Raw genomic sequence first — 18,823 nt, 5'->3', positions numbered from 1 at the left:
AATAAACTATTCCCCCTTCTCACTTGCTGGTGGGTTGTAAACCCTCTTTCCAAGTTCCGCATCGAGCATGAGGAGGCCGCTTGGTGAATCCGATGCAAGGCGCACCTTCTGGAGCACTGAACCCGCGGATTCCTCCTCCTCAACCTGTTCTGCCACGAACCACTGGAGGAAATTGTTGGTTGCATGGTCCCTCTCTGAGATTGCAAGGTCAACGAGGTCATTTATGAGTCCTGTGACCTTCCTCTCATGTTCCAGGACATGCTTGGATACCTCCAGTGGGGACTCCCACTCGAATGGTGGTCTCTCTATCTCCTCAAGCACGACCCTTGCACCCCTCTGGACAAGGTAGTCGTAGAACTTCATTGCGTGTGCAAGTTCCTCCTGGGCCTGGACACGCATCCAGTTTGCAAATCCCGGGAGGTCAGAGGCCTCATAGTAGGCGGCCATTGAAAGATAGAGGTATGCTGAGTAGAGTTCAGCGTTGAGCTGCCTGTTGAGGGCCTCCTGCATCCTTTCACTTACCATTTAATTCACCCCCTATTTCCTTTATCTGAATGGCAAGTTCATCTATCCTCTGAAGGTCCTCCTCACGTGGAAGGCCCTTCACAAGGACTGGTTCAAGGTACTCCACGTTCAGGTTGGATAGCAGACCCTTGACCTCGGATTCAATGAGTGTCCCCCATCCGTAGGATCCCATCAGTGCAATGTGCTTCACCGGGGGTCTCAGTGCATTCACAAGGTAGAGTGCCGATGCAACTGCCGGGTGGGGCCTTGTGAGCACCGTGGGTGATGCGACAACCAGAACCGATGCATCCACGAGTTCCGTGAGGAATTCCCCTGTATCCGTTTCTGCAACGTTGATGGGTCTTACACTCACATCGAGTTCCATGAGCTTCTCTGTGAGTCTCTCAACCATGATCCCTGTGCTTCCATGCATGGTGGTATAGGCGATCACCGTTTTACTGCCCCCTGCGGTCCATCTCCGGTATGCATCCATTATAAGGTCGGGCATGGATACTAGGGGGCCATGGGATGGTGCTATGAGGGATATGTCAAGGTCCGAGATCTTCCTGAGGTTGGATGTGACCATCTGGCTGAAGGGCATCATGATATGGGCGTAGTACCTCTTGGCCTCCCTCAGGAAACCCTCAGGCACCTCCATGATGTCAGATGTTGCAAGGTGTGATCCAAAGAAGTCGCAGGTGAAGAGTATCCGCTCCTCCTCAAGGTAGGTTACCATGGTATCAGGCCAGTGCACCCAGGGTGTTACAATGAACCTCAGCGTTTTATCACCCAGTGAGAGTGTCTCGCCATCCTTAACTGCCCTGAAGTTTCCATCGATCCTTAAAAGTTCCCTGAGGAGTTCAATGCAGGCAGGCGTCCCCAGGACCTCTGCGTCAGGGTACATGTCAAGGAGTTCCGGGATTGTACCTGAGTGGTCCTGTTCTGCGTGCTGGGAGATTATGTAATCGATGTCAGTTTCCATTTCCTTTATGATCCCCAGGAATTCACTGCTCTTTGAGGGCTCTGCAGAATCAATGAGTGCCGTGGCACTGCTTCCAGAGACGATGTACGAGTTGTAGCTTGTGCCCCTTGGGAGGGCTACAAGCTCATCAAAGGTCCTCCGGTCCCAGTCAATGATACCGGTGTAGTAAACCCCATCTGCAATTTTTCTGGCTTTCATTTAATCCATCTTCTTGAACTGGTCCTTTCCAACGCCACATACAGGGCATACCCAGTCGTCGGGGAGGTCCTCAAAGGGTGTTCCGGGTTCTATCCCTGATGTGGGGTCTCCCTCTTCAGGGTCGTAGATATATCCGCACATCTGGCAGACGTATTTGTCCATTTATTCACCTCTCAGTCAAGTGGTTTGAACATCTTCTTCTTTGCACCGCATGACGGGCACCTCCATGTTTCAGGGAGGTCCTCAAACGGTGTTCCTGGTGGTGTGTCTGTCCTTGGTTCGCCCTTCTCAGGGTCGTAGATGTATCCACAAACCCTGCATTTGTATCTTTTCAAGTTTAACACCTTTCTCTTCAATTTTAGGGACACTATATTATTATTACTCTTTAAAAATTTAAAATTATCTATAATGTTTCCATGAGAATCCTTAAATCATCAAATTGCCTCCCTCAGGAAGATCCATTAAGAGGTAGAGAAAACTAAATAAATTGTTGAACAGTAACATGGTTTAAAAATTCAACGAAAAAATCCTTCTAATATTGTTAAATTTGAAGGTTTATAAAAAACTTTAGTAGTTCCCAAAACGATATATAAATTGTACCAAAGGTATAAGCAAGACTCAGAGTTGATTTAAATGAAAAGATATCTTCCTTTAATTTTACTGGGTCTTATTGCAATAGCCTTTTCTGGCACGGCCAGTGTATTCACCTACTTTGGATGGACAATACACATCAAATGTAAACCTAAACATCAAAAACTGCTTATTCATTAATAACACATCAGGCAATGGAGGAGTAATAGCCGTAGACTACTCCACAGTAACCATACAAAACACCACAATCACCAACAACAGAGCATCCTTGGTGGGGCAATAATTGTAAGTATTGTGCTTAATTGCTTGATGTAGAAGTAGAAAGCTTCGAAATAGATCACAGCAATAATTGTAAGTATTGTGCTTAATCGCCCCGAGCCAGCTAAAATCATGCTGCAGGATATTCAACAACCCTGACCAGACAGGTGTGAATGTCTGCACAGATAATAGTGCTGTGGATGCCCGATTCAACTGGTGGGGCTCCAACACTCCAGACTTCTCAATCCTCGTCTCAGGAAGTGTAACATACAACCCATGGATCGTCCTGAGCATCAATGCCAACCCCGGCACCGTCCCCACAGGTGGAACATCACAGATTAATCGCAGACCTCCACCATGACAGTAAGGGAGCGCTGCATGATCCATCTGAAGGATTAATCTAGTACACAGGTCCCGCAAACTTCTCCACAACCCTCGGCTCGATAGACGACACAAACTTCACAGACGGCACTGCCACCTCAACACTAACCAGCCTCAACACCAAGGGGATAGCCACAGTATACTCCAGAGTTGACAACGAAACAGTAAACACCACAGTCCCAGTCGGCCTGAAACCAGCAACCTTCCAATTAAGCAACTTAACAGTCACACCCACAACCGGAATAACACCACTGAACATCAGGATTAAAGCCAGAATCATCAACACAGGAGAACTTACGGCAACTACACAGCAACCCTCAAGGTAAACCAGAGATCCATACAAAACCAGACAACCACCCTAAACCCCGGAGAAACAAAAACAATCGAATTTACACTAATAATCACCCAACCCGGAACCTACAACGTAACCATCGGCACACTCCCACCCAAACCGGTAACTGCAGGTATAACAATAAACCAGCTCGCAGGAACTGCAAACTGGGTCAGAAGATACTACGTGCTTTACAAAAGACTCCCATCTTCAGTGACAATCTCAGGAAATTCACAATGGCACAGTTCCTGGACCTCCTTGTGCGTGCAACCATCCAGATCAACGCAGGCAACCTGAAACCACTCAGCACACGAAACGTAGGCTATGCGGGCTCAACAGAAACCACCCGATCAATCAGACTCTCAAAATCACTTTATATATCCACAGCAATCACCATAAGAAACTCAATAAACAGATACGGAACGGCACCCAAATACGCAACAACCAAGTATGGGAAAATACCCTTCAAAAGACTCGTCTACCTCTACAGCAAAGTCCTGGGATTTTATGGAACCTACAAAAGACTCCCCAGCTACGTGAGTATCTAAAAAACCCATTTTTACATTTTTTTATCATAAAATAATAAGAAAATGTTAATTTTTTCAGTCAAAATACTTCATCCTCACCACATTGAAGCCCACAACACACCCAACAAAACCCATCCTCACATAGGGACTTACAGGGGCATAAACCGCCACTGCAAGTATAAGCACACCCACCACAGTATGGGTTAACAGGTTCTTCCAGTCTGTAAGGTACTCCCGGATTCCTCTAAACACTCTTCTCAACATAACACCTCATACATCGAAATATTATATATCAAATTTTGATATATCAGATAATGATATACCCTTTATATATACCTTTCGGTGAGCAAAAAAAGAGGAGTTTTATTTAACAAGTAGTACCGGTACCTCAACCGTCTTGAGGGTGGTCTCAGCCACGCTACCCATGAGAAGCTTCTCAAGACCTGAACGCCCATGGGATGCGATAACCACGAGATCCGCCCCTGTCTTCTCAGCTATCTTCTTCATATCATGAGCCGGGCTCCCAAATACCAGGACCTCATCCACCTGGACACCGGCATCCCTGCCCTTTCTCTGCACAGCCGCCAGGATCTCCTTTCCCTCCTCCTCAAGGACATCGAAGGGGTAGATCAGCTTCTCATCGATAACATGCACAGCAACCACCACAGACCCCAGGCGACCTGCAAGTTCAATGGCAAGGTCCTCAGCCTTTGCTGCATACTCTGAACCATCTGTTGGGACCATGATCCTCTCAAACATCACAACCACCTATTCAATCCGCCTCACATGATCCCCCACAACAAAAACTGTGCCACCCACATGGAGGACCGGCTTAACCGATTCAACATCAAGGAGCCCATCCCTTATGCACCCGGAGCAGACCGATGCATTAACAACTGAGCCCACTATGAGGTTGTGGTCGCCAACCTCACACATCCTGAGGAGTTCACATTCAAGGTGCGCAACCGCCTCTGCTATCCTGGGGGGCTTAACCCTCTCCGATGGAATCCAGTTAAGACCCGCGGCCTCAAGTTCATTCTCACCCGCCGGGAGATCCCTGGCGGTTATCCACATCTCATCAATTATATCCACCGGCGTTATGTTAAGTACAAACTCATGGGTGTCCTCAACATTCACTGCAGTGTGGTGGTCCGGTGCAGATGCAAAGGCCACAATTGGGGGGTCAATTGATACAGGCATGGTGAAGGAAAATGGGGCCGCATTTATATTCCCATCCCCATCCACCGTTGTTACAATGACCGTTGGCCTTGGAGTAAGTATTCTGTGTGCATTCTCAACAGGAAAATTCTCAAATTCCACCTATATCACCCCTTAACCCTCTGAAGGTATTTTGCATGACTCCTTTCAACAAACTCGTCGCAGAGGCCATCTGGTTCCCCGTCCATTACAAGACGGCCGTCCTCAACCATCACAGCCCTTGTGCTGAGCTCCCTTATGAAATCCACATGGTGACTCACCATGATTATGGTTGTCCCGAACTCCATGTTGATCCTCCTGAGGGAATTTGAAACCATCCTGAGTGTTATGGGGTCAAGGTCCCCGAAAGGCTCATCAAGGACAAGGACATCGGGCCTTGATGCAAGGACAAGGGCAAGGGTCGCCCTCACCCGCTCACCACCTGAGAGTTCATAGGATTTCCTGTCAAGTATGTCCATAGGGAGGTCCAGGGCCCTGAATATGGGCTCAGCATACTTCTTAACCTCACTGTCAGGGAAACTCGGGAATAGCTCCTCAAGTATCTCAGGTGAGAGGCCAAGTTTCTCAAGCCTGTAGCGGGCCTCTGTTTCAGGAAGATCCGTGAGCTGGTAGAGCACATCAAGGACCATATCACTTATCCCAAGCTCCTCGGCCCTCTTCCTTGCCTCTGCAACAACATGTTCACCTTTAACACCAAGCCTTGAGGCTATCTGACTCCTTATGGTGGCATGATGTACAAGGGCAAACTCCTGATGCATGAAACCCATCTTCCTCCTTACGCCCATCCTTTTAACGCCAGGTTCATGCATGTTAACCCATTCACTGTTAAGCCTGAACTCCACCGTACCCTCATCAGGAAGGTCCAGGCCCCCTATCATCCGCAGGAGCACCGTCTTGCCGGCTCCACTGGGCCCTATTATGGATACTATCTCACCCTCCCTGATATCAAGGTTAACATCCCTCATCTCAAGGACTGCCCCTCCCTTGAGGAGTACAAACCTCTTGGCCAGGTTCCTGACCCTGAGGATCTCCCTCTCTGATCTGGGGGGTGTATAGTCAACCGGGGGCTCAATGTCCCCCATGAACCTCTCTATGATCCTCCCGGGTTCCCCCTCATCAACGATGCGCCCGTCCTCCATCAGAACCAGGCGGTCTGCAAGGTACTCGTGGACCTCAGGCAGGTGTGAGACCAGCACCACCGTGACACCCAGTTCCCTGTTGATGTTCTTTATGGCATCCAGTATCTCCTGCTTCGTCCCCGGGCATGACATGGTTGCGGGTTCATCAAGAAGGAGTACCCTGGGTTTTTTTGCAAGTTGCCTGGCCATTATGAGCCTCTGCTTCTCGCCACCGCTGAGGACAGGTGCAAAGTGATCGGCCTTGTGGTCGAGTCCAACCACCCTGAGTAGTTCCATTGCCTCCTCACCGAATTCATCATAGGCGAAGTCAAAGTCCGTCATGGACTCGTCACCATATTTTGCAGCGTACAGCTTCCTTATGACATTCTGAAGGGCGGTCTCCGACCAGAGACCAAATGACCTCTGGAGGTGGATTGCAGTCTTCTTTTTGAGCTTTGAGAAGTAGTACTGTCCTGAATCAGCCTCAACGGTTACATCATCCAGGGTGATCCTCCCTGAATCGAAGGGTTCAACACCCCTCAGGATCCTCAGAAGTGTTGTCTTACCTGAGCCACTCATTCCAAGTATTCCCAGTATTTCCCCCTCAGAAACCTCAAGGTTAACATTAGAAAGTGCCCTGAATTCATCTCCATTCTCAAGTTTATAGGTCTTTGTCAGGTTCTCCACCCTTATCATTGCATCACCGCAACCATTCCTTCAAGGTTCAATGGATACCAGATCATGGCAGTGCCTGAAAAACTGCCAGTGGAAATTTCAATCGTTACAGCAACGTGCTGCCATGAATATATACTAGAACCACTATAGTTCTAATAGTTTTACTGACATAATAACCTTTATGCGGTGATATGAATGAGGGGATTACTGGTTGGAAGGATGCAGCCATTCCACCGGGGACACCTCCAGGTTATAAAGAGGGTGCTCAGGGAGGTTGATGAACTCATAATATGTATCGGGAGCGCCCAGCTGAGCCACAGCCTCAGGGACCCCTTCACAGCCGGTGAGAGGGTGATGATGCTGACCAAGGCACTCAGTGAGAACGGTATCCCTGCATCAAGTTACTATATCATACCCGTCCAGGATATAGAGTGCAACGCCCTCTGGGTTGCACATATAAAGATGCTGACACCCCCATTTGACAGGGTATACAGTGGAAACCCCCTTGTCCAGCGGCTCTTCAGTGAGGACGGCTATGAGGTGACCGCACCCCCACTGTTCTACAGGGACAGGTACTCAGGGACAGAGGTGAGGCGGAGGATGCTGGATGATGGTGACTGGCGCTCACTCCTTCCAGACTCAGTGGTTGAGGTTATAGAGGAGATAAATGGTGTTGAAAGAATAAAACACCTTGCAAAAAAGGAAGTTAGTGAACTGGTGTAGGTGTCAGAGATGATGGTCATGGTGACAGATGAAAAGGAGGCCTTCAGAATGGATGACCTCCTGGAACATGTGAAGAAGAGCCCCTACCTTGATGAATGCGGAGCAGTGTTCACCTTTGAGGGCATCGTCCGTGGTGTTGATGATGAGAGGACAGAGAAACTCATACTGACAACACCTGACATTGAAAAGGCCCAGAGGGAACTGGAGGGGATAGTAAAGGATGTGATGGAGAAGTACCCTGTGAGGGACGTGGCCGTTGTGCACTACGTCGGGGAGTTCTATGTATCTGAGACCCTCTTCATGGTTGCGGTTGCAGGACCCCACCGCGGGGAAACCCTTGAGGCCCTCCAGGAGATAATCGAGAGGACAAAATACGAAATAGACTTCAGAAAGGAGGAGTACACCACGAGCGGCAGGAACGTTATCATGTCAGGCGGCTAGGAGTCTTAAAATGAAATTCATAAGGGACAGCGTCCACGGTAACCTTAAACTCACCGAATTTGAGGTGAGGGTTGTTGACACACCCCAGTTTCAGAGGCTCAGGAGGATAAAGCAGCTGGGATTCACGAATCTGATATACCCCGGGGCAAACCATTCAAGGTTCGAACACTCCATAGGGGCCATGTACCTGGCATCGAGGCTGGCAGAGCACCTCAACCTTGGACCTGAAAAGAAGAGTATACTGAGGCTCTGCGCCCTCCTCCATGACGTGGGTCACGGTCCATTCTCACATGTATCAGAGGGCGTCCTTGAAAGGTCCCATGAGAGCCTCACAAGGGAACTCATAAGGGAATCTGTGCTCGGTGAGATAATATCAGAGGAGTTCGACCTTGAACAGGTTATGAGGATACTGAGGGGTGAGGGTGTCCTTGGACAGGCGATCAATGGGGAGCTTGACGTTGACAGGATGGATTACCTTCTGCGGGACTCCCACTACACAGGGGTGGCCTACGGTATAATAGACGTTGAAAGGCTGATATACAATATGAAGATGGAGAACGACCTTGTTCTTGACAGGAAGGGTGTTCAGGCCGCAGAGTCCGCCCTGCTTGCAAGGTACTTCATGTACCCCAGCGTCTACCAGCACCACACCACGAGGATCGTGAACTCCATGTTCAGGAGGTGCCTCCGGAGCCTCATATCTGAGGGGGTGCTCGATGAGTCCAGGATATACCGGTATGACGACATGGACCTCATCGTCATGTGCAGGGAACAGGAGGGCCTTGCAGGTGATATGATAAGGAGACTGGATAACCGTGACCTCCTCAAGACGGTGGACTCTGTAAAGCTCAATGAATTAGAGGACCCCCAGAGGGTATTCAGGATCACAGATGCTGAGATAAGAAAGGCCGAGAGGGAGATCGCAGAGGATATGGACCTGGACCCTGATTATGTTGTGGTCAACCTTCCCGAGTACCCTGCATTTGATGAGATGAGGACCCAGGTTTCTGTGGGGGACTCCATCGTGAACCTGAGTCATATCTCAAGCCTCGTGGGGGCGCTGAAGGAGGCGAGGTTCAACCATGCAGATATCTGTGTCTACGTGCCCCGCGAATCCGCCGAGGCATTCAGGGAATTCAGCCTCCACGACTACATGGATCTCCCCGAGAGAAGACCAGCACACCCCCGGCAGCTCCGACTCACGGTACCTGATTACCTTAAATTCAGATAAATAATACTCGATTATGATTAACATGAAATCAGCCAAGATTCAGATGAATTCTCATAAAGATGATCATCCATAAAACACTCAGAAGTGATCAGATGATAATACTGGCAATGACAGGTGCAAGTGGCGTTATCTACGGGGATAGAATACTCAGGGCCCTGAAGGACGCCGGGGTAAATGTTGGACTCATGATAACCGATACTGCACGTGATATAATCAGATACGAACTTGGAAGAGACCCTGAAACCCTGGAGGAGATGGCTGATGAGTGCTTTGATTCTGATGACTTCACATCAGCAGTTAACAGTGGCTCCTCCAGTTTCAGTGCCATGGTCATAGCACCATGCACAATGAAGACCCTATCAGCGATAGCCAACGGATATGCAGGCAATGCACTCACAAGGGCCGCTGACGTGTGCCTCAAGGAGAGGCGTAAACTGGTCCTTGTGCCAAGGGAGACCCCCCTTAGAAGTGTGCACCTTGAAAACATGCTGAGGGTTTCAAGGGAGGGGGGTATAATACTCCCTGCCATGCCCGGATTCTACCACAGACCATCATCAATAGAGGAAATCGCCGACTTCATAGCTGGTAAGGTGCTGGACGTCCTGGGGATAGAGAATGAACTCTTCAGAAGGTGGAGCGGTGAGGACATGAAAAGGCCTTAAAGCCGGTACTTCATGTTCACAATGCACTTATTCACAGAAAAGTGAGGATATGAAAAGGTCTTAAAGTGAGTGCAACGGTGGTGTGAGTTGATACCTGACCATGAATTCATAAAGAACCCCTCTGTACCGGGACCAACAGCCATGGAGGTGAGGTGCCTCCTTATGTGCCTTGCAGATCCCCGGAAAGGGGACATCGCGGTTGATGTGGGGTGTGGAACGGGTGGAGTGACCCTTGAACTTTCAAGGAGGGCTGAAAGGGTCTATGCAATTGATAAAAGCCCCGATGCAATTTCAACAACAGAGATGAACCTTAAAAAGCATGGACTGGGGGATAACGTCACACTGATATGTGGTGATGCAGTGGAAGCCCTCTCTGAAATTGATGCACTGGACATTGCCGTGATCGGGGGAAGCGGCGGTAGACTTGGGGAAATACTTGAAGTGGTTACAGATAAACTTAGAGATGGTGGAAGGATCCTTATAACAGCAATACTCCTTGAGACAAGATGCGAGGCCGTGAAGTGCCTGCGGGAGCTTGGATTCAATGTTAACATAACCGAGCTGAGCATAAAAAGGGGCCGTGTACTTGAAAGGGGGACCATGATGGTTTCAAAGAACCCCATCGCAGTGATTTACACGGAGAATTCAGATTAAGATTCTCAGGTGATGATATGAACTCAAGGCTAAACTGGAAATTCAGGCTGGGGATTCTGCTTGTACTTGTATCAGCCTCCATCTACCTTCTCCTATACCTCATATTCCATAAGCCAGAGACTGAACTCTTCTATATCGGTATAGACCTTGCATTTGTGCCCCTGGAAATTCTGATAGTCGTTATAATCGTGGAGGCCGCCATATCCCGGCGGGAACTTGTTGAGAGACTCGAGAAACTCAACATGGTCGTGGGGGCGTTCTTCAGTGAGGTGGGCACCGAATTCCTTAAGAGCGTATCTCCATTTGAGTCAAATAAAGATAGGATTGCATCAAAACTTAAGATAGATGCATCATGGAGTCCAGATGACTTTAAGGGAATGCTCAGTGAGATAAGGGGATGCGAATTTGATTTTAAGCTGGGGTCCCCTGAAAGTGTTGAACTCCTCAAGTACCTCAGAGTTTTCCTAACGTCCCGTAGGAAGTTTCTACTGGGGCTTCTTGAAAACCCCAATCTACTTGAGCATGAAAGCTTCACAGACATGCTCTGGGCTGTTTTTCATCTCATGGAGGAACTTGAGGCGCGAGAGGACCTCTCATCTCTACCTCCCACAGACTATGAGCACCTGGCCGGTGACCTCCAGAGGGCCTACTCTGCAGTTGTGTCAGAGTGGCTGGGATACATGGAACACCTCAGTGAAAACTACCCCTATCTCTTCTCACTTGCCGTGAGGAAGAACCCCTTCAACAGGGATGCGAGGGTGGAGATTCTTGAATGATGATCACAGTTTTAGAATTTACCCTGGCACAGGGCCATAAAGAGGAATAAGATACACATGTATTCATATTTTGATTTAAATTTTTAATAATGGCTTGTTTTGAAAATAAAATCGTATAGCTTATATATTATAACGGAGAGATTATAGAAAAACTCCAATGGTTGGTATCCATGGAACGTTTGACCCTTGAGCAGTATAGGGAAATGGTTAATGAGATAATTGAATTTAAGAATCTGTACGGGTCTTTACCGGAATATGCCCTCGTCGATGGGAAGAAAATCCGCAAAGAACACTACATCGACATGATCGAGAGGGTAAACAAGTTTGTTCTTGAGATGGGAAGGAATCCCCGCACTGTGGATATCAGATCCTGAGGTCCTCCGGGCGGTTGAAGTTCCTGAAAGTCCGAAGGGTTGGATCCAGCCTGATAGCGTCTATGGGGCAGGATTCAATGGAGTTAAGGAGGACCCCAACTCTCCTTTCATTTTTGGCGAGCAGACACTCTATATGGTCCCTTATTTTTACCGAGTAGATTGAGTGTAGCGGCTCGGGTAGACCATCCCTGCAGGGTACAATGGCATCACACCTATCCCCCATCATCCTGAAGGCATCCTTCATATTAAGGAGGAATTCGCTGGTAACAAGAGGAGAGTCACAGGGGAGAAAGAGTGCCGCGGAACCTGATATTCTTCCAAGGGCAGTGAATATACCCCCCAACGGGCCAACACCCCGCACCTCATCTGTGAGGACTCTGATACTGGAATCGAGAAGATCCCTGTAATTACCTGCCTGCGTGCTGTCACGGAAGACCACGGTAACCTCACTGAAATACTCCAGCAGCTTATCTGTTATGATCTCAATGAAGGTCCTTCCATCCATCACAAGAAGGCCCTTATCTGACCCCATCCTCCTGCCCATTCCCCCGCATAGTACCACAGCGGCGTTCAGTTCACGGTTCTTCATTGGATCTGAAATTTCAGGAAAATGATTTATTTAAGTGTGGGGTAGTTGGGGCTTTCATTGGTTATGAGGAGGTCGTGGGGGTGGCTCTCCTTTATACCGCTTGAGGTTATCCTTACAAGCTTCGCCTTCTCCTTCATCTCACTGAGGTTTGCGGCACCACAGTATCCCATTGAGGCCCTGAGACCTCCGATTAACTGGAAGAGGACCTCACTAACAGTTCCCCTATAGGGGACAACCCCCTCAACACCCTCAGGGACGACCTTGGTGTGCTTCATGTGCCCCTTGGGCTCCTGGAAGTACCTGTCTGTCCCAGCGCCTATGCCGCCTGTCATTGCACCCAGGGACCCCATTCCACGGTACTGCTTGTACTTACGGCCATTCATAACAACAACGTCCCCTGGGGCCTCATAGGTACCTGCAAGTAGGTTCCCGAGCATGACACAGTCCGCCCCAACAGCCACTGCCTTTGCAATATCCCCTGAGTACCTTATACCACCATCGGCGATCACAGGAACATCGTACTCTGCTGCCACATCAGCCACCTCTGCTATGGCGGTGAGCTGCGGCACACCCACACCTGCAATTATCCTGGTGGTGCACATCGACCCGGGACCTATACCAACCTTGAGGCCATCAACGTCCTGTGCGATGAGGTCCTCTGCAGCCTCCCTGGTTGCGATGTTACCCACTATTAGGTCCGCGTCTATCTCCCTCTTCATTTTCCCGGCGCTCTTAACAAGGTTCATGTTGTGTCCATGGGCGCTGTCAATTGCCAGTATATCTGCCCCTGCCTCATCAAGTGCATGGGCCCTTTCAAGGTCAAATGGTCCTGTGGCTGCTGCAACCATGAGGTAACCCTCACTGTCCCTTGATGCATTGGGGTACCTCTTCCTCTCAAGTATGTCCTTCATGGTGAGTATACCAACGATCTTCCCGTCCTTCACAACAGGGAGCCTTTCAACCTTGTTCTCGTAGGCTATGTCAAGGGCCTCTGATGGGGTTACAGATTCATCAACCGTGACGACATCCCTTGTCATCACCTGGTCAACCTTTCTGTCGGCCTCGGAGTTAAATATGGGCTCAATGTCCCTCCGGCTTATTATACCTATGAGTATTCCATCCTCAACCACGGGCAGCCCGCTGATCTCCTCCTGATCCATTATCTCATGGGCCTCCCTGAGGGTGGAGTCCGGTGATATGGTTATAACATCCCTTATTGTGAGGTCACCTGACCTCTTGACCTTCTTGACCTGCTCCACCTGGTCCTTGATGCTCATGTTCCTGTGGATAACACCCATTCCGCCCTCCTGAGCCATTGCGATAGCCATTTCATACTCTGTAACGGTGTCCATCGCAGAGCTTATTATGGGTATCTTGAGCCTGATATTTCTTGAGACCCTTCCAGATGTCTCCACATCCTTTGGTTCCACATATGATGCCTGGGGAAGAAGGAGAAAATCATCAAATGTGTAACCGGTTTCTGCTTCCCTCAACTTTTTCGTGTACATTATAAACCACCTGAGAGGCCGCCAGGGTTATTTTAGAAGCTTTCTATCAGTTCTTTGAGCTCCCTCACAGCTGTCCTGTGAATTCTGCCGGTGTTGCGGTCTCCGCCAACACATGCGGCACCCCTTATGCCGACCACATCACATCCAATATCATAGAGTGGTTTGAGGTGCTCCCTTCCAACGGACCCTGCAAGGGCGGATTTCAGTCCATGGTCCCTGGTTTCTGAGACAAATGATTCCAGCCGTTCCATGTCCATGAAATCAAAAAGTGACTTACCATCCTTCACAGCGGTGTCAAGCATTGCAAGGTCAGCCCCTGAATCTGCGGCGACGCGGGGTATCTCCATTGGATCCACTGCACCCACACGGTGGGCGTCGGCGTAGCCAGCTGCAACTACGATTGCGTCGGATTCATCCTTAACCGCCCTTACAACGTTCTTCATGACATCAACCGCCTCTTCATAGTTTTTTGTCCCGTAGAGGCCGACCTTTATGTAGTCTGCACCTGATACAAGGGCCCCCATGGCTGCCAGCGCCACTGTCCCTGGCTTGTAGGGCACATCACCCAGGGTGGCGCTCACAAGCATCTCATCGGGTGTCATCTCCCTGACCCGGCGGATAACCCATGGGAAGTTAGCCCCAAGAGATCCCTCATGGGGGTTCTTAACGTCAACTATGTCTGCACCGCCTTCTATGGCTTCAAGTGCCTCCTCTGTGTTAACTGGACTTATCAATAGAAGCAAACCAATAACCTCCTGGTAAAAATTATGGAATGATATCCCAAGAAACATTACATGATAATTTTTTTAATTTATCTAGAACAGCACCCTTTTATACCTTTCTTTTCAGAGTGGTGAACCCCTTCTTTTTATCCTCTCAGCCACCCCCCGATGTGACCTGTGATAGAGGCCTGCGGCATTGCACTCCCCCCTCAGCCTCTCCATGAGGGAGGCTGTTGGCGTCCCCACCGGACACTTCTCTGTGCAGAGACCGCAGAGGGTGCACATGTAGAGTCCTGATTCAACCGCTGTTTCCCTATCAGCAAGGAAGGAACTCATAACAACGCCCCTACCCCCAAGGTAACCCCTGTACCCGAACCTGTTCCCAACAGCATTGTAAACCGGACAGCTCACTATACAGCTACCGCAGCCTATGCAGAGGAGGGCCTCAGGATAAGCTGAGGATCTGCCATTATCCACTGCAACTGCAATTACCCTTGATGCCCCGTACATGCCCCTGAGTAGCATCTTCTCTATATCTGCGGTCTTTGATGGTCCTGAGATCACATTTATATAGGTGGGGACCCCTGTACCTGTCGCATAGGCGGTCTCGAGTTTCACCACTGACACCGCATCCTCTATTTCAGGTACAAACTTATCTATCCCGAATACTAGTATGTGGGTGTCCATGAGGGATAGCCTTCCCACATTACCCTCATTGTGGACTATCACAGCCGCTCCATCATGTGCTGCAACGGAATTTGCCCCTGTCACTCCCGTGTTACAGGATTCGATTTTGCTGAGGATATCCTCCCTTACAGCCGCCATTATCTCATATGGATCATCTGAAATATCAACCCCCAGCCTATCCCTTACTATCCCAGCTATTTCAGAAACTCCCAGGTGAAGTGCCGGTCCAACAGGATGTGCTGGTTTCTTAATTCCGGCAAGCTGAAGTATCCGATCCCCCAGATCAGTCTCAATGACCCTCACACCCTTCCTTCGGAGATAATCAGAAAGACCTATCTCAGATAGGGTGTTGGATTTGGACTTTGCAACAGTATCCCCATCAAGTGACTCATGAATTATCCTGCAGGCCTCATCTGCATCCTCTGCAAGATGGAACTCAACGCCGTTATCCCTGAATCGTCTCTGTGCCTCTGACAGGAGCTCCTCCATTTTCTCAACTGCCAGATCACGTATCCCCGCCACCCTATCTCTCAGTCCATCAAGTTCTGGTGTGTCAAGGAGTCCAGTACGCCTCTCGTCAAGTTTGCTGAAGGATATCCTCATCTGACGGATTTCATCATCGTTCAACCTTTATCCTCCCTGATAATTTCAGATAGAAGCTCTGTTATGTCCATTACCCTCATGGATGTGGATTCAAGGTTCAGGCGGCAGAATGGGCAGGATGTGCAGAGTATATCTGCCCCTGTCCTCTCAGCCTCATCTATGCGTGATGACGCAATCCTGGCTGATATGTCCCTGTGGGCTGATCTCAAGCCACCCCCGGCGCCACAGCACCTTGAGTCCCTCCCATGGTGTTCCATTTCCCTGAAATCTGTAAACACCTTTAAAATCTCCCTGGTGGCGTCCTTCTCGTCTGTGTGCCTCGATAGGTGGCAGGGGTCATGGTATGTCACCCTCAGGGCGGTTTTATCAAATTCAATGTCCCCTGCATCTACAAGGTCAAGGATAACCTGTGAGATGTGCTTCACCCCTATGCTGTAGCCCATCCTCCTGTAGTCCTCGTTGAGTGTCCGGTAACATCCAGCACATGATACGATAACTTCCCTTCCCTGGAGCATCTTCCCTGTCCTCTTAATTTGCCTTTCAGCGTCCTTCAGAAATCCTGTTCTAAGGAGTACTGATCCACAGCACGTTTCATCATCCATAACCATGTATTCAAGCCCTGCTGTCTGGAGGATTTTCTCTGTGGCCCTTTCTATTTCTGTGAGCCTCTCCCTTGCAAGACATCCCCTGAAATAGATAACCATGATATCAGTTATGCCAACGACTCTATTTAATATATTGGAGTTTTCAGAAAAAGAGATGTCCTCTGATTTAGAAGTAGATTTTATCATTTCAAGAAAAGATCAGAGACCTGTAACCTCTTTCAGGATTTCCTCAAGTTTTTTCCCGATTGAATCTGCACTGTAATCCCTGAAAACATCCGATGCCTCCTTTGTGAGTTTTCCGTGGAGTTTCCTGTCAGATAAAAGGGTTCGGAGTTTATCTGCCAGGTCCCTCCAGTTGCAGGGTTCAAAGAAGAGCCCACCCATCTCACTGCTTGCCTCCATCACAGGTGGTATCCGTGAAGCCACGAAGGGTGTCCCGCAGCCCATTGCCTCCACAACAACTATGCCAAAACCCTCAACCACACTTGGAAGGCAGAAGACCCAGGACTCCGCTATAACCCTCAGGACATCCTCATGTTCCTCCACGAACCCAAGAAACTCAACCCTATCATCCACCCCCAGTTCAGCCACAAGGTCCCGGAGCTCCCCCTCCAGTGGCCCCGTACCTATTATCCTGCACCTCAGATCAGGGAATTCCTCTGCGAGAACCGAAACCGCCCTTATGAGATCCCCCACTCTCTTGTATTCAACGAGTCTTGAAACACATGCAATGGATGGGCTGATGGTTTTCTCAACCAGCGGCGGACTGAAGTCCACCATGTTGTGGACGACCGAGACACGCTGCCAGGGGTACCTCTCAAGTATCTTCCCCGCGGTGTACTCTGACACCGCTATTATCCTGTCAAACCTCCTTGAGAGGGTGTATCTTTCAAGTATCTCACCGAGTATTCCTGAAAAACCAATATTTTTGATCCATTCACCAATCCAGACATCATGGTAACGTGCCAGGGCCTTCGCATTCGTTTTCCCTGCTATCATCCAGGCCACAGGATGTGTTATGAAGTTGTACCCTATAACAGCGTCAGGTTCAAGTTTCAGGCCCTCCCTGTAGGCTGAAAGCATAAATGAGAGCCTCTCACATATGGAGCCTGCCTGAACATAGGACCTCATGGGACCACAGCAGATGACATCCATGTTTCCCCTGGTGTATCCATCAGAATTTTCAGGTGTCCTTGAGGTTAGGACCGTCACATCATGCTTCTCTGATAATTTAAGGGCCTCGTTGAATGCGCAGGCCTCTGCACCGCCCCTTATGTCGAGTTTCTCACCTGCTGGAAAGTACTCTGTCACGATACATATTCTCATATCAATCACTGAAATGTGGAAGTGGATCTACTCATCATCACCTCTAAGTGCAATCTCATGCACAATTTCTGTTATTTCCTCATGTAGCTTGTCCACAATCAAGTATATCCTGAATAAAATGTAGTAAGCTCCCAGTATGCCTATTATGAGGAGAAAATCAAGTCCTCTACCTATCCCAAGGAGGTTTGCAATTTTAGTCGAAAATGAAGGTCTCAGTGAAAAGAATATGACAGAAACCCAGAGTATCAGCCACAATATGAGGCCACCGGGAGATGTCCTTGAATCCCTGAACCTGAGAATAGATATCAGTATCCCTGCAATTCCAATTAAAATTCCCAGAACCTGGTATATCATGAACACACCGCCTTAAATATCACACTTAAAAAACCTAAACCTTCCGGAATATATTGAGCAGAAGCCTCAGGAGTATCCTTATACCCACCGACGTGCTTGTCCCCTTGGCAATTGTCTCAGGCGTGTATATGGTCCTTATGGTAACTTCATCCATCCTGAGGTCATTTCTGCGGATCTCCCCGATTATCTCTGATGAAACACCGTAGCCCCTGCTTTTTATATCAATAAGTGATGCCGCCCTGGATGTGAAGGCCCGGAGACCTGACTGGGAATCCGAGACCCTGCACCCATAGAAGAGGAGAGTGAGGAGGTTCATTATGGTGTTCCCAAGGTTCCTTGAGAGGGGCATATCCGTGAAATCTCTCCTTCCAATAACCACATCTGCAGAACCTTCCAGGAGAGGTTTTAAGACCCTCTCAATGTCGTCGGGATCATGCTGTCCATCGGCATCGAAGGTCACCATGTAGTCTGCCCCCTCCTTCAGGGCCGCCCTGATGCCCGTCCTCAGGGCCGCCCCGAGGCCCCTGTTTATGACGTGGGTATAGACAGATAACCTGTCATCCCTAGAGGACATCCTCTTGAGTATCTCTGGAGTTGAGTCCCTTGAGCCGTCGTCAACAACGAGAACCCTGTAACCCCTTTCAAGAAGGGCCTTCAGGACATCCTCTATGGTCTTCTCCTCATTATAGGCCGGCACAACCACAGTGACATTCCCTGGTATCGATTCCATTGGCATTCACTCATACCTCAATTAACCATGAATCTCCATGGGATTATGTGGCATG

General features: G+C 49.1%; 26 protein-coding genes. 9 read left to right on the top strand and 17 right to left on the bottom strand.

What is annotated here, in order from left to right:
- Positions 1–6: 6 nt before the first annotated feature.
- From QFX30_RS07160 to QFX30_RS07145, 4 genes are read right to left on the bottom strand one after another with little or no spacing between them, the layout of a single operon-like run.
- Positions 7–525 carry a ferritin gene (locus tag QFX30_RS07160; RefSeq protein WP_300490174.1) on the bottom strand — a complete coding sequence of 173 codons (519 nt, stop codon included), beginning with the start codon at positions 523–525 and terminating at the stop codon, positions 7–9.
- Positions 515–1,684, bottom strand: a complete 1,170-nt coding sequence (locus QFX30_RS07155) for an FprA family A-type flavoprotein (protein WP_300490171.1) — start codon at positions 1,682–1,684, stop codon at positions 515–517. The genes QFX30_RS07160 and QFX30_RS07155 overlap by 11 nt, the downstream gene beginning before the upstream one ends.
- The gene (gene rd / locus QFX30_RS07150; RefSeq protein WP_300479545.1) at positions 1,685–1,846 is read right to left on the bottom strand and encodes a rubredoxin; all 162 of its coding nucleotides are present in this window, start codon (positions 1,844–1,846) and stop codon (positions 1,685–1,687) included.
- Between the two features lie 11 nt (positions 1,847–1,857).
- Positions 1,858–2,019 (bottom strand): rubredoxin, encoded by a 162-nt coding sequence (locus tag QFX30_RS07145; protein ID WP_013295425.1) that lies wholly within the window; start codon positions 2,017–2,019, stop codon positions 1,858–1,860.
- Between the two features lie 614 nt (positions 2,020–2,633).
- On the opposite strand from QFX30_RS07145, the gene QFX30_RS07140 reads away from it, so the two are divergent.
- The gene (locus QFX30_RS07140; RefSeq protein ID WP_300490168.1) at positions 2,634–2,894 is read left to right on the top strand and encodes a hypothetical protein; all 261 of its coding nucleotides are present in this window, start codon (positions 2,634–2,636) and stop codon (positions 2,892–2,894) included.
- A gap of 39 nt (positions 2,895–2,933) precedes the next feature.
- On the opposite strand, the gene QFX30_RS07135 is transcribed toward QFX30_RS07140, so the two are convergent.
- Positions 2,934–3,257, bottom strand: a complete 324-nt coding sequence (locus QFX30_RS07135; protein ID WP_300490165.1) for a hypothetical protein — start codon at positions 3,255–3,257, stop codon at positions 2,934–2,936.
- 224 nt (positions 3,258–3,481) lie between these two features.
- Between QFX30_RS07135 and QFX30_RS07130 the strand changes: the two genes are divergently transcribed.
- Positions 3,482–3,793: a pseudomurein-binding repeat-containing protein gene (locus QFX30_RS07130; protein WP_300490162.1), complete on the top strand. Its 312-nt coding sequence runs from the start codon at positions 3,482–3,484 to the stop codon at positions 3,791–3,793.
- A gap of 54 nt (positions 3,794–3,847) precedes the next feature.
- Here QFX30_RS07130 and QFX30_RS07125 read toward each other — a convergent pair whose 3' ends face one another.
- The 4 genes from QFX30_RS07125 to QFX30_RS07110 all read right to left on the bottom strand — a co-directional run bounded on the left by QFX30_RS07125 (position 3,848) and on the right by QFX30_RS07110 (position 6,804).
- Entirely contained in the window at positions 3,848–4,033 is a 186-nt protein-coding gene (locus QFX30_RS07125) for a hypothetical protein (protein WP_013295423.1), read from the bottom strand.
- A gap of 102 nt (positions 4,034–4,135) precedes the next feature.
- Entirely contained in the window at positions 4,136–4,531 is a 396-nt protein-coding gene (locus QFX30_RS07120; protein ID WP_300490159.1) for a universal stress protein, read from the bottom strand.
- Positions 4,532–4,540: 9 nt separating this feature from the next.
- Positions 4,541–5,092, bottom strand: coding sequence for a flavin reductase family protein (locus QFX30_RS07115; protein WP_300490156.1), 552 nt, complete (start codon positions 5,090–5,092; stop codon positions 4,541–4,543).
- Between the two features lie 5 nt (positions 5,093–5,097).
- Positions 5,098–6,804 carry an ABC transporter ATP-binding protein gene (locus QFX30_RS07110; protein WP_300490153.1) on the bottom strand — a complete coding sequence of 569 codons (1,707 nt, stop codon included), beginning with the start codon at positions 6,802–6,804 and terminating at the stop codon, positions 5,098–5,100.
- A gap of 174 nt (positions 6,805–6,978) precedes the next feature.
- Between QFX30_RS07110 and QFX30_RS07105 the strand changes: the two genes are divergently transcribed.
- The 7 genes from QFX30_RS07105 to QFX30_RS07075 all read left to right on the top strand — a co-directional run bounded on the left by QFX30_RS07105 (position 6,979) and on the right by QFX30_RS07075 (position 11,644).
- Positions 6,979–7,506 carry a nicotinamide-nucleotide adenylyltransferase gene (locus QFX30_RS07105; protein WP_300490150.1) on the top strand — a complete coding sequence of 176 codons (528 nt, stop codon included), beginning with the start codon at positions 6,979–6,981 and terminating at the stop codon, positions 7,504–7,506.
- Between the two features lie 9 nt (positions 7,507–7,515).
- The gene (locus tag QFX30_RS07100; protein ID WP_300490147.1) at positions 7,516–7,947 is read left to right on the top strand and encodes a molybdenum cofactor biosynthesis protein MoaE; all 432 of its coding nucleotides are present in this window, start codon (positions 7,516–7,518) and stop codon (positions 7,945–7,947) included.
- Between the two features lie 10 nt (positions 7,948–7,957).
- Complete coding sequence (locus QFX30_RS07095; RefSeq protein ID WP_300490144.1) at positions 7,958–9,178, top strand: HD domain-containing protein; 1,221 nt, start codon at positions 7,958–7,960, stop codon at positions 9,176–9,178.
- A 92-nt stretch (positions 9,179–9,270) separates the two neighbouring features.
- Positions 9,271–9,840 (top strand): UbiX family flavin prenyltransferase, encoded by a 570-nt coding sequence (locus tag QFX30_RS07090; RefSeq protein WP_300490141.1) that lies wholly within the window; start codon positions 9,271–9,273, stop codon positions 9,838–9,840.
- An 87-nt stretch (positions 9,841–9,927) separates the two neighbouring features.
- The gene (gene cbiT / locus QFX30_RS07085) at positions 9,928–10,494 is read left to right on the top strand and encodes a precorrin-6Y C5,15-methyltransferase (decarboxylating) subunit CbiT (protein ID WP_300490139.1); all 567 of its coding nucleotides are present in this window, start codon (positions 9,928–9,930) and stop codon (positions 10,492–10,494) included.
- A 17-nt stretch (positions 10,495–10,511) separates the two neighbouring features.
- A complete protein-coding gene (locus QFX30_RS07080) occupies positions 10,512–11,270 on the top strand; it encodes a hypothetical protein (RefSeq protein ID WP_300490136.1) in 759 nt (252 codons plus the stop codon).
- A gap of 170 nt (positions 11,271–11,440) precedes the next feature.
- On the top strand, positions 11,441–11,644 hold the full coding sequence (locus tag QFX30_RS07075) for a pseudomurein-binding repeat-containing protein (RefSeq protein WP_300490133.1): 204 nt from the start codon (positions 11,441–11,443) through the stop codon (positions 11,642–11,644).
- Here QFX30_RS07075 and QFX30_RS07070 read toward each other — a convergent pair.
- The 8 genes from QFX30_RS07070 to QFX30_RS07035 all read right to left on the bottom strand — a co-directional run bounded on the left by QFX30_RS07070 (position 11,634) and on the right by QFX30_RS07035 (position 18,768).
- Positions 11,634–12,233, bottom strand: a complete 600-nt coding sequence (locus tag QFX30_RS07070; RefSeq protein WP_300490130.1) for a molybdenum cofactor guanylyltransferase — start codon at positions 12,231–12,233, stop codon at positions 11,634–11,636. The two genes, QFX30_RS07075 and QFX30_RS07070, sit on opposite strands and share 11 nt — an antisense overlap.
- A 26-nt stretch (positions 12,234–12,259) precedes the next feature.
- Positions 12,260–13,741 (bottom strand): IMP dehydrogenase, encoded by a 1,482-nt coding sequence (guaB, locus tag QFX30_RS07065; RefSeq protein ID WP_300490127.1) that lies wholly within the window; start codon positions 13,739–13,741, stop codon positions 12,260–12,262.
- Between the two features lie 32 nt (positions 13,742–13,773).
- Positions 13,774–14,484 (bottom strand): (5-formylfuran-3-yl)methyl phosphate synthase, encoded by a 711-nt coding sequence (locus QFX30_RS07060; protein ID WP_300490124.1) that lies wholly within the window; start codon positions 14,482–14,484, stop codon positions 13,774–13,776.
- Positions 14,485–14,586: 102 nt separating this feature from the next.
- The gene (locus tag QFX30_RS07055) at positions 14,587–15,777 is read right to left on the bottom strand and encodes an LUD domain-containing protein (protein WP_300490121.1); all 1,191 of its coding nucleotides are present in this window, start codon (positions 15,775–15,777) and stop codon (positions 14,587–14,589) included.
- Positions 15,774–16,457 (bottom strand): heterodisulfide reductase-related iron-sulfur binding cluster, encoded by a 684-nt coding sequence (locus tag QFX30_RS07050; protein ID WP_300490119.1) that lies wholly within the window; start codon positions 16,455–16,457, stop codon positions 15,774–15,776. Before QFX30_RS07050 ends, QFX30_RS07055 begins: the two co-directional genes overlap by 4 nt.
- A 99-nt stretch (positions 16,458–16,556) precedes the next feature.
- A complete protein-coding gene (locus tag QFX30_RS07045) occupies positions 16,557–17,684 on the bottom strand; it encodes a glycosyltransferase family 4 protein (RefSeq protein WP_300490116.1) in 1,128 nt (375 codons plus the stop codon).
- A gap of 27 nt (positions 17,685–17,711) precedes the next feature.
- On the bottom strand, positions 17,712–18,038 hold the full coding sequence (locus QFX30_RS07040; protein WP_300490113.1) for a DUF2304 family protein: 327 nt from the start codon (positions 18,036–18,038) through the stop codon (positions 17,712–17,714).
- 34 nt (positions 18,039–18,072) lie between these two features.
- Complete coding sequence (locus QFX30_RS07035) at positions 18,073–18,768, bottom strand: glycosyltransferase family 2 protein (protein WP_300490270.1); 696 nt, start codon at positions 18,766–18,768, stop codon at positions 18,073–18,075.
- Positions 18,769–18,823 lie beyond the last annotated feature (55 nt).

The organism is Methanothermobacter sp., from assembly GCF_030055435.1.
Lineage (GTDB): Archaea > Methanobacteriota > Methanobacteria > Methanobacteriales > Methanothermobacteraceae > Methanothermobacter.
The sequence above is the reverse complement of the archived record's forward strand: the minus strand, read 5'-3'. Positions and strand labels throughout refer to the sequence as shown.

Coding starts and splice junctions, on each gene's coding strand:
- QFX30_RS07160 (WP_300490174.1), bottom strand. CDS start 525: ATGGTAAGTGAAAGGATGCAGGAGGCCCTCAACAGGCAGCTCAACGCT.
- QFX30_RS07090 (WP_300490141.1), top strand. CDS start 9,271: ATGATAATACTGGCAATGACAGGTGCAAGTGGCGTTATCTACGGGGAT.
- QFX30_RS07095 (WP_300490144.1), top strand. CDS start 7,958: ATGAAATTCATAAGGGACAGCGTCCACGGTAACCTTAAACTCACCGAA.
- QFX30_RS07120 (WP_300490159.1), bottom strand. CDS start 4,531: ATGTTTGAGAGGATCATGGTCCCAACAGATGGTTCAGAGTATGCAGCA.
- QFX30_RS07035 (WP_300490270.1), bottom strand. CDS start 18,768: ATGGAATCGATACCAGGGAATGTCACTGTGGTTGTGCCGGCCTATAAT.
- QFX30_RS07080 (WP_300490136.1), top strand. CDS start 10,512: ATGAACTCAAGGCTAAACTGGAAATTCAGGCTGGGGATTCTGCTTGTA.
- QFX30_RS07050 (WP_300490119.1), bottom strand. CDS start 16,457: ATGGTTATCTATTTCAGGGGATGTCTTGCAAGGGAGAGGCTCACAGAA.
- QFX30_RS07130 (WP_300490162.1), top strand. CDS start 3,482: ATGGCACAGTTCCTGGACCTCCTTGTGCGTGCAACCATCCAGATCAAC.
- QFX30_RS07100 (WP_300490147.1), top strand. CDS start 7,516: ATGATGGTCATGGTGACAGATGAAAAGGAGGCCTTCAGAATGGATGAC.
- QFX30_RS07110 (WP_300490153.1), bottom strand. CDS start 6,804: ATGATAAGGGTGGAGAACCTGACAAAGACCTATAAACTTGAGAATGGA.
- QFX30_RS07045 (WP_300490116.1), bottom strand. CDS start 17,684: ATGAGAATATGTATCGTGACAGAGTACTTTCCAGCAGGTGAGAAACTC.
- QFX30_RS07155 (WP_300490171.1), bottom strand. CDS start 1,684: ATGAAAGCCAGAAAAATTGCAGATGGGGTTTACTACACCGGTATCATT.
- QFX30_RS07070 (WP_300490130.1), bottom strand. CDS start 12,233: ATGAAGAACCGTGAACTGAACGCCGCTGTGGTACTATGCGGGGGAATG.
- QFX30_RS07075 (WP_300490133.1), top strand. CDS start 11,441: ATGGAACGTTTGACCCTTGAGCAGTATAGGGAAATGGTTAATGAGATA.
- guaB (WP_300490127.1), bottom strand. CDS start 13,741: ATGTACACGAAAAAGTTGAGGGAAGCAGAAACCGGTTACACATTTGAT.
- QFX30_RS07105 (WP_300490150.1), top strand. CDS start 6,979: ATGAGGGGATTACTGGTTGGAAGGATGCAGCCATTCCACCGGGGACAC.
- rd (WP_300479545.1), bottom strand. CDS start 1,846: ATGGACAAATACGTCTGCCAGATGTGCGGATATATCTACGACCCTGAA.
- QFX30_RS07040 (WP_300490113.1), bottom strand. CDS start 18,038: ATGATATACCAGGTTCTGGGAATTTTAATTGGAATTGCAGGGATACTG.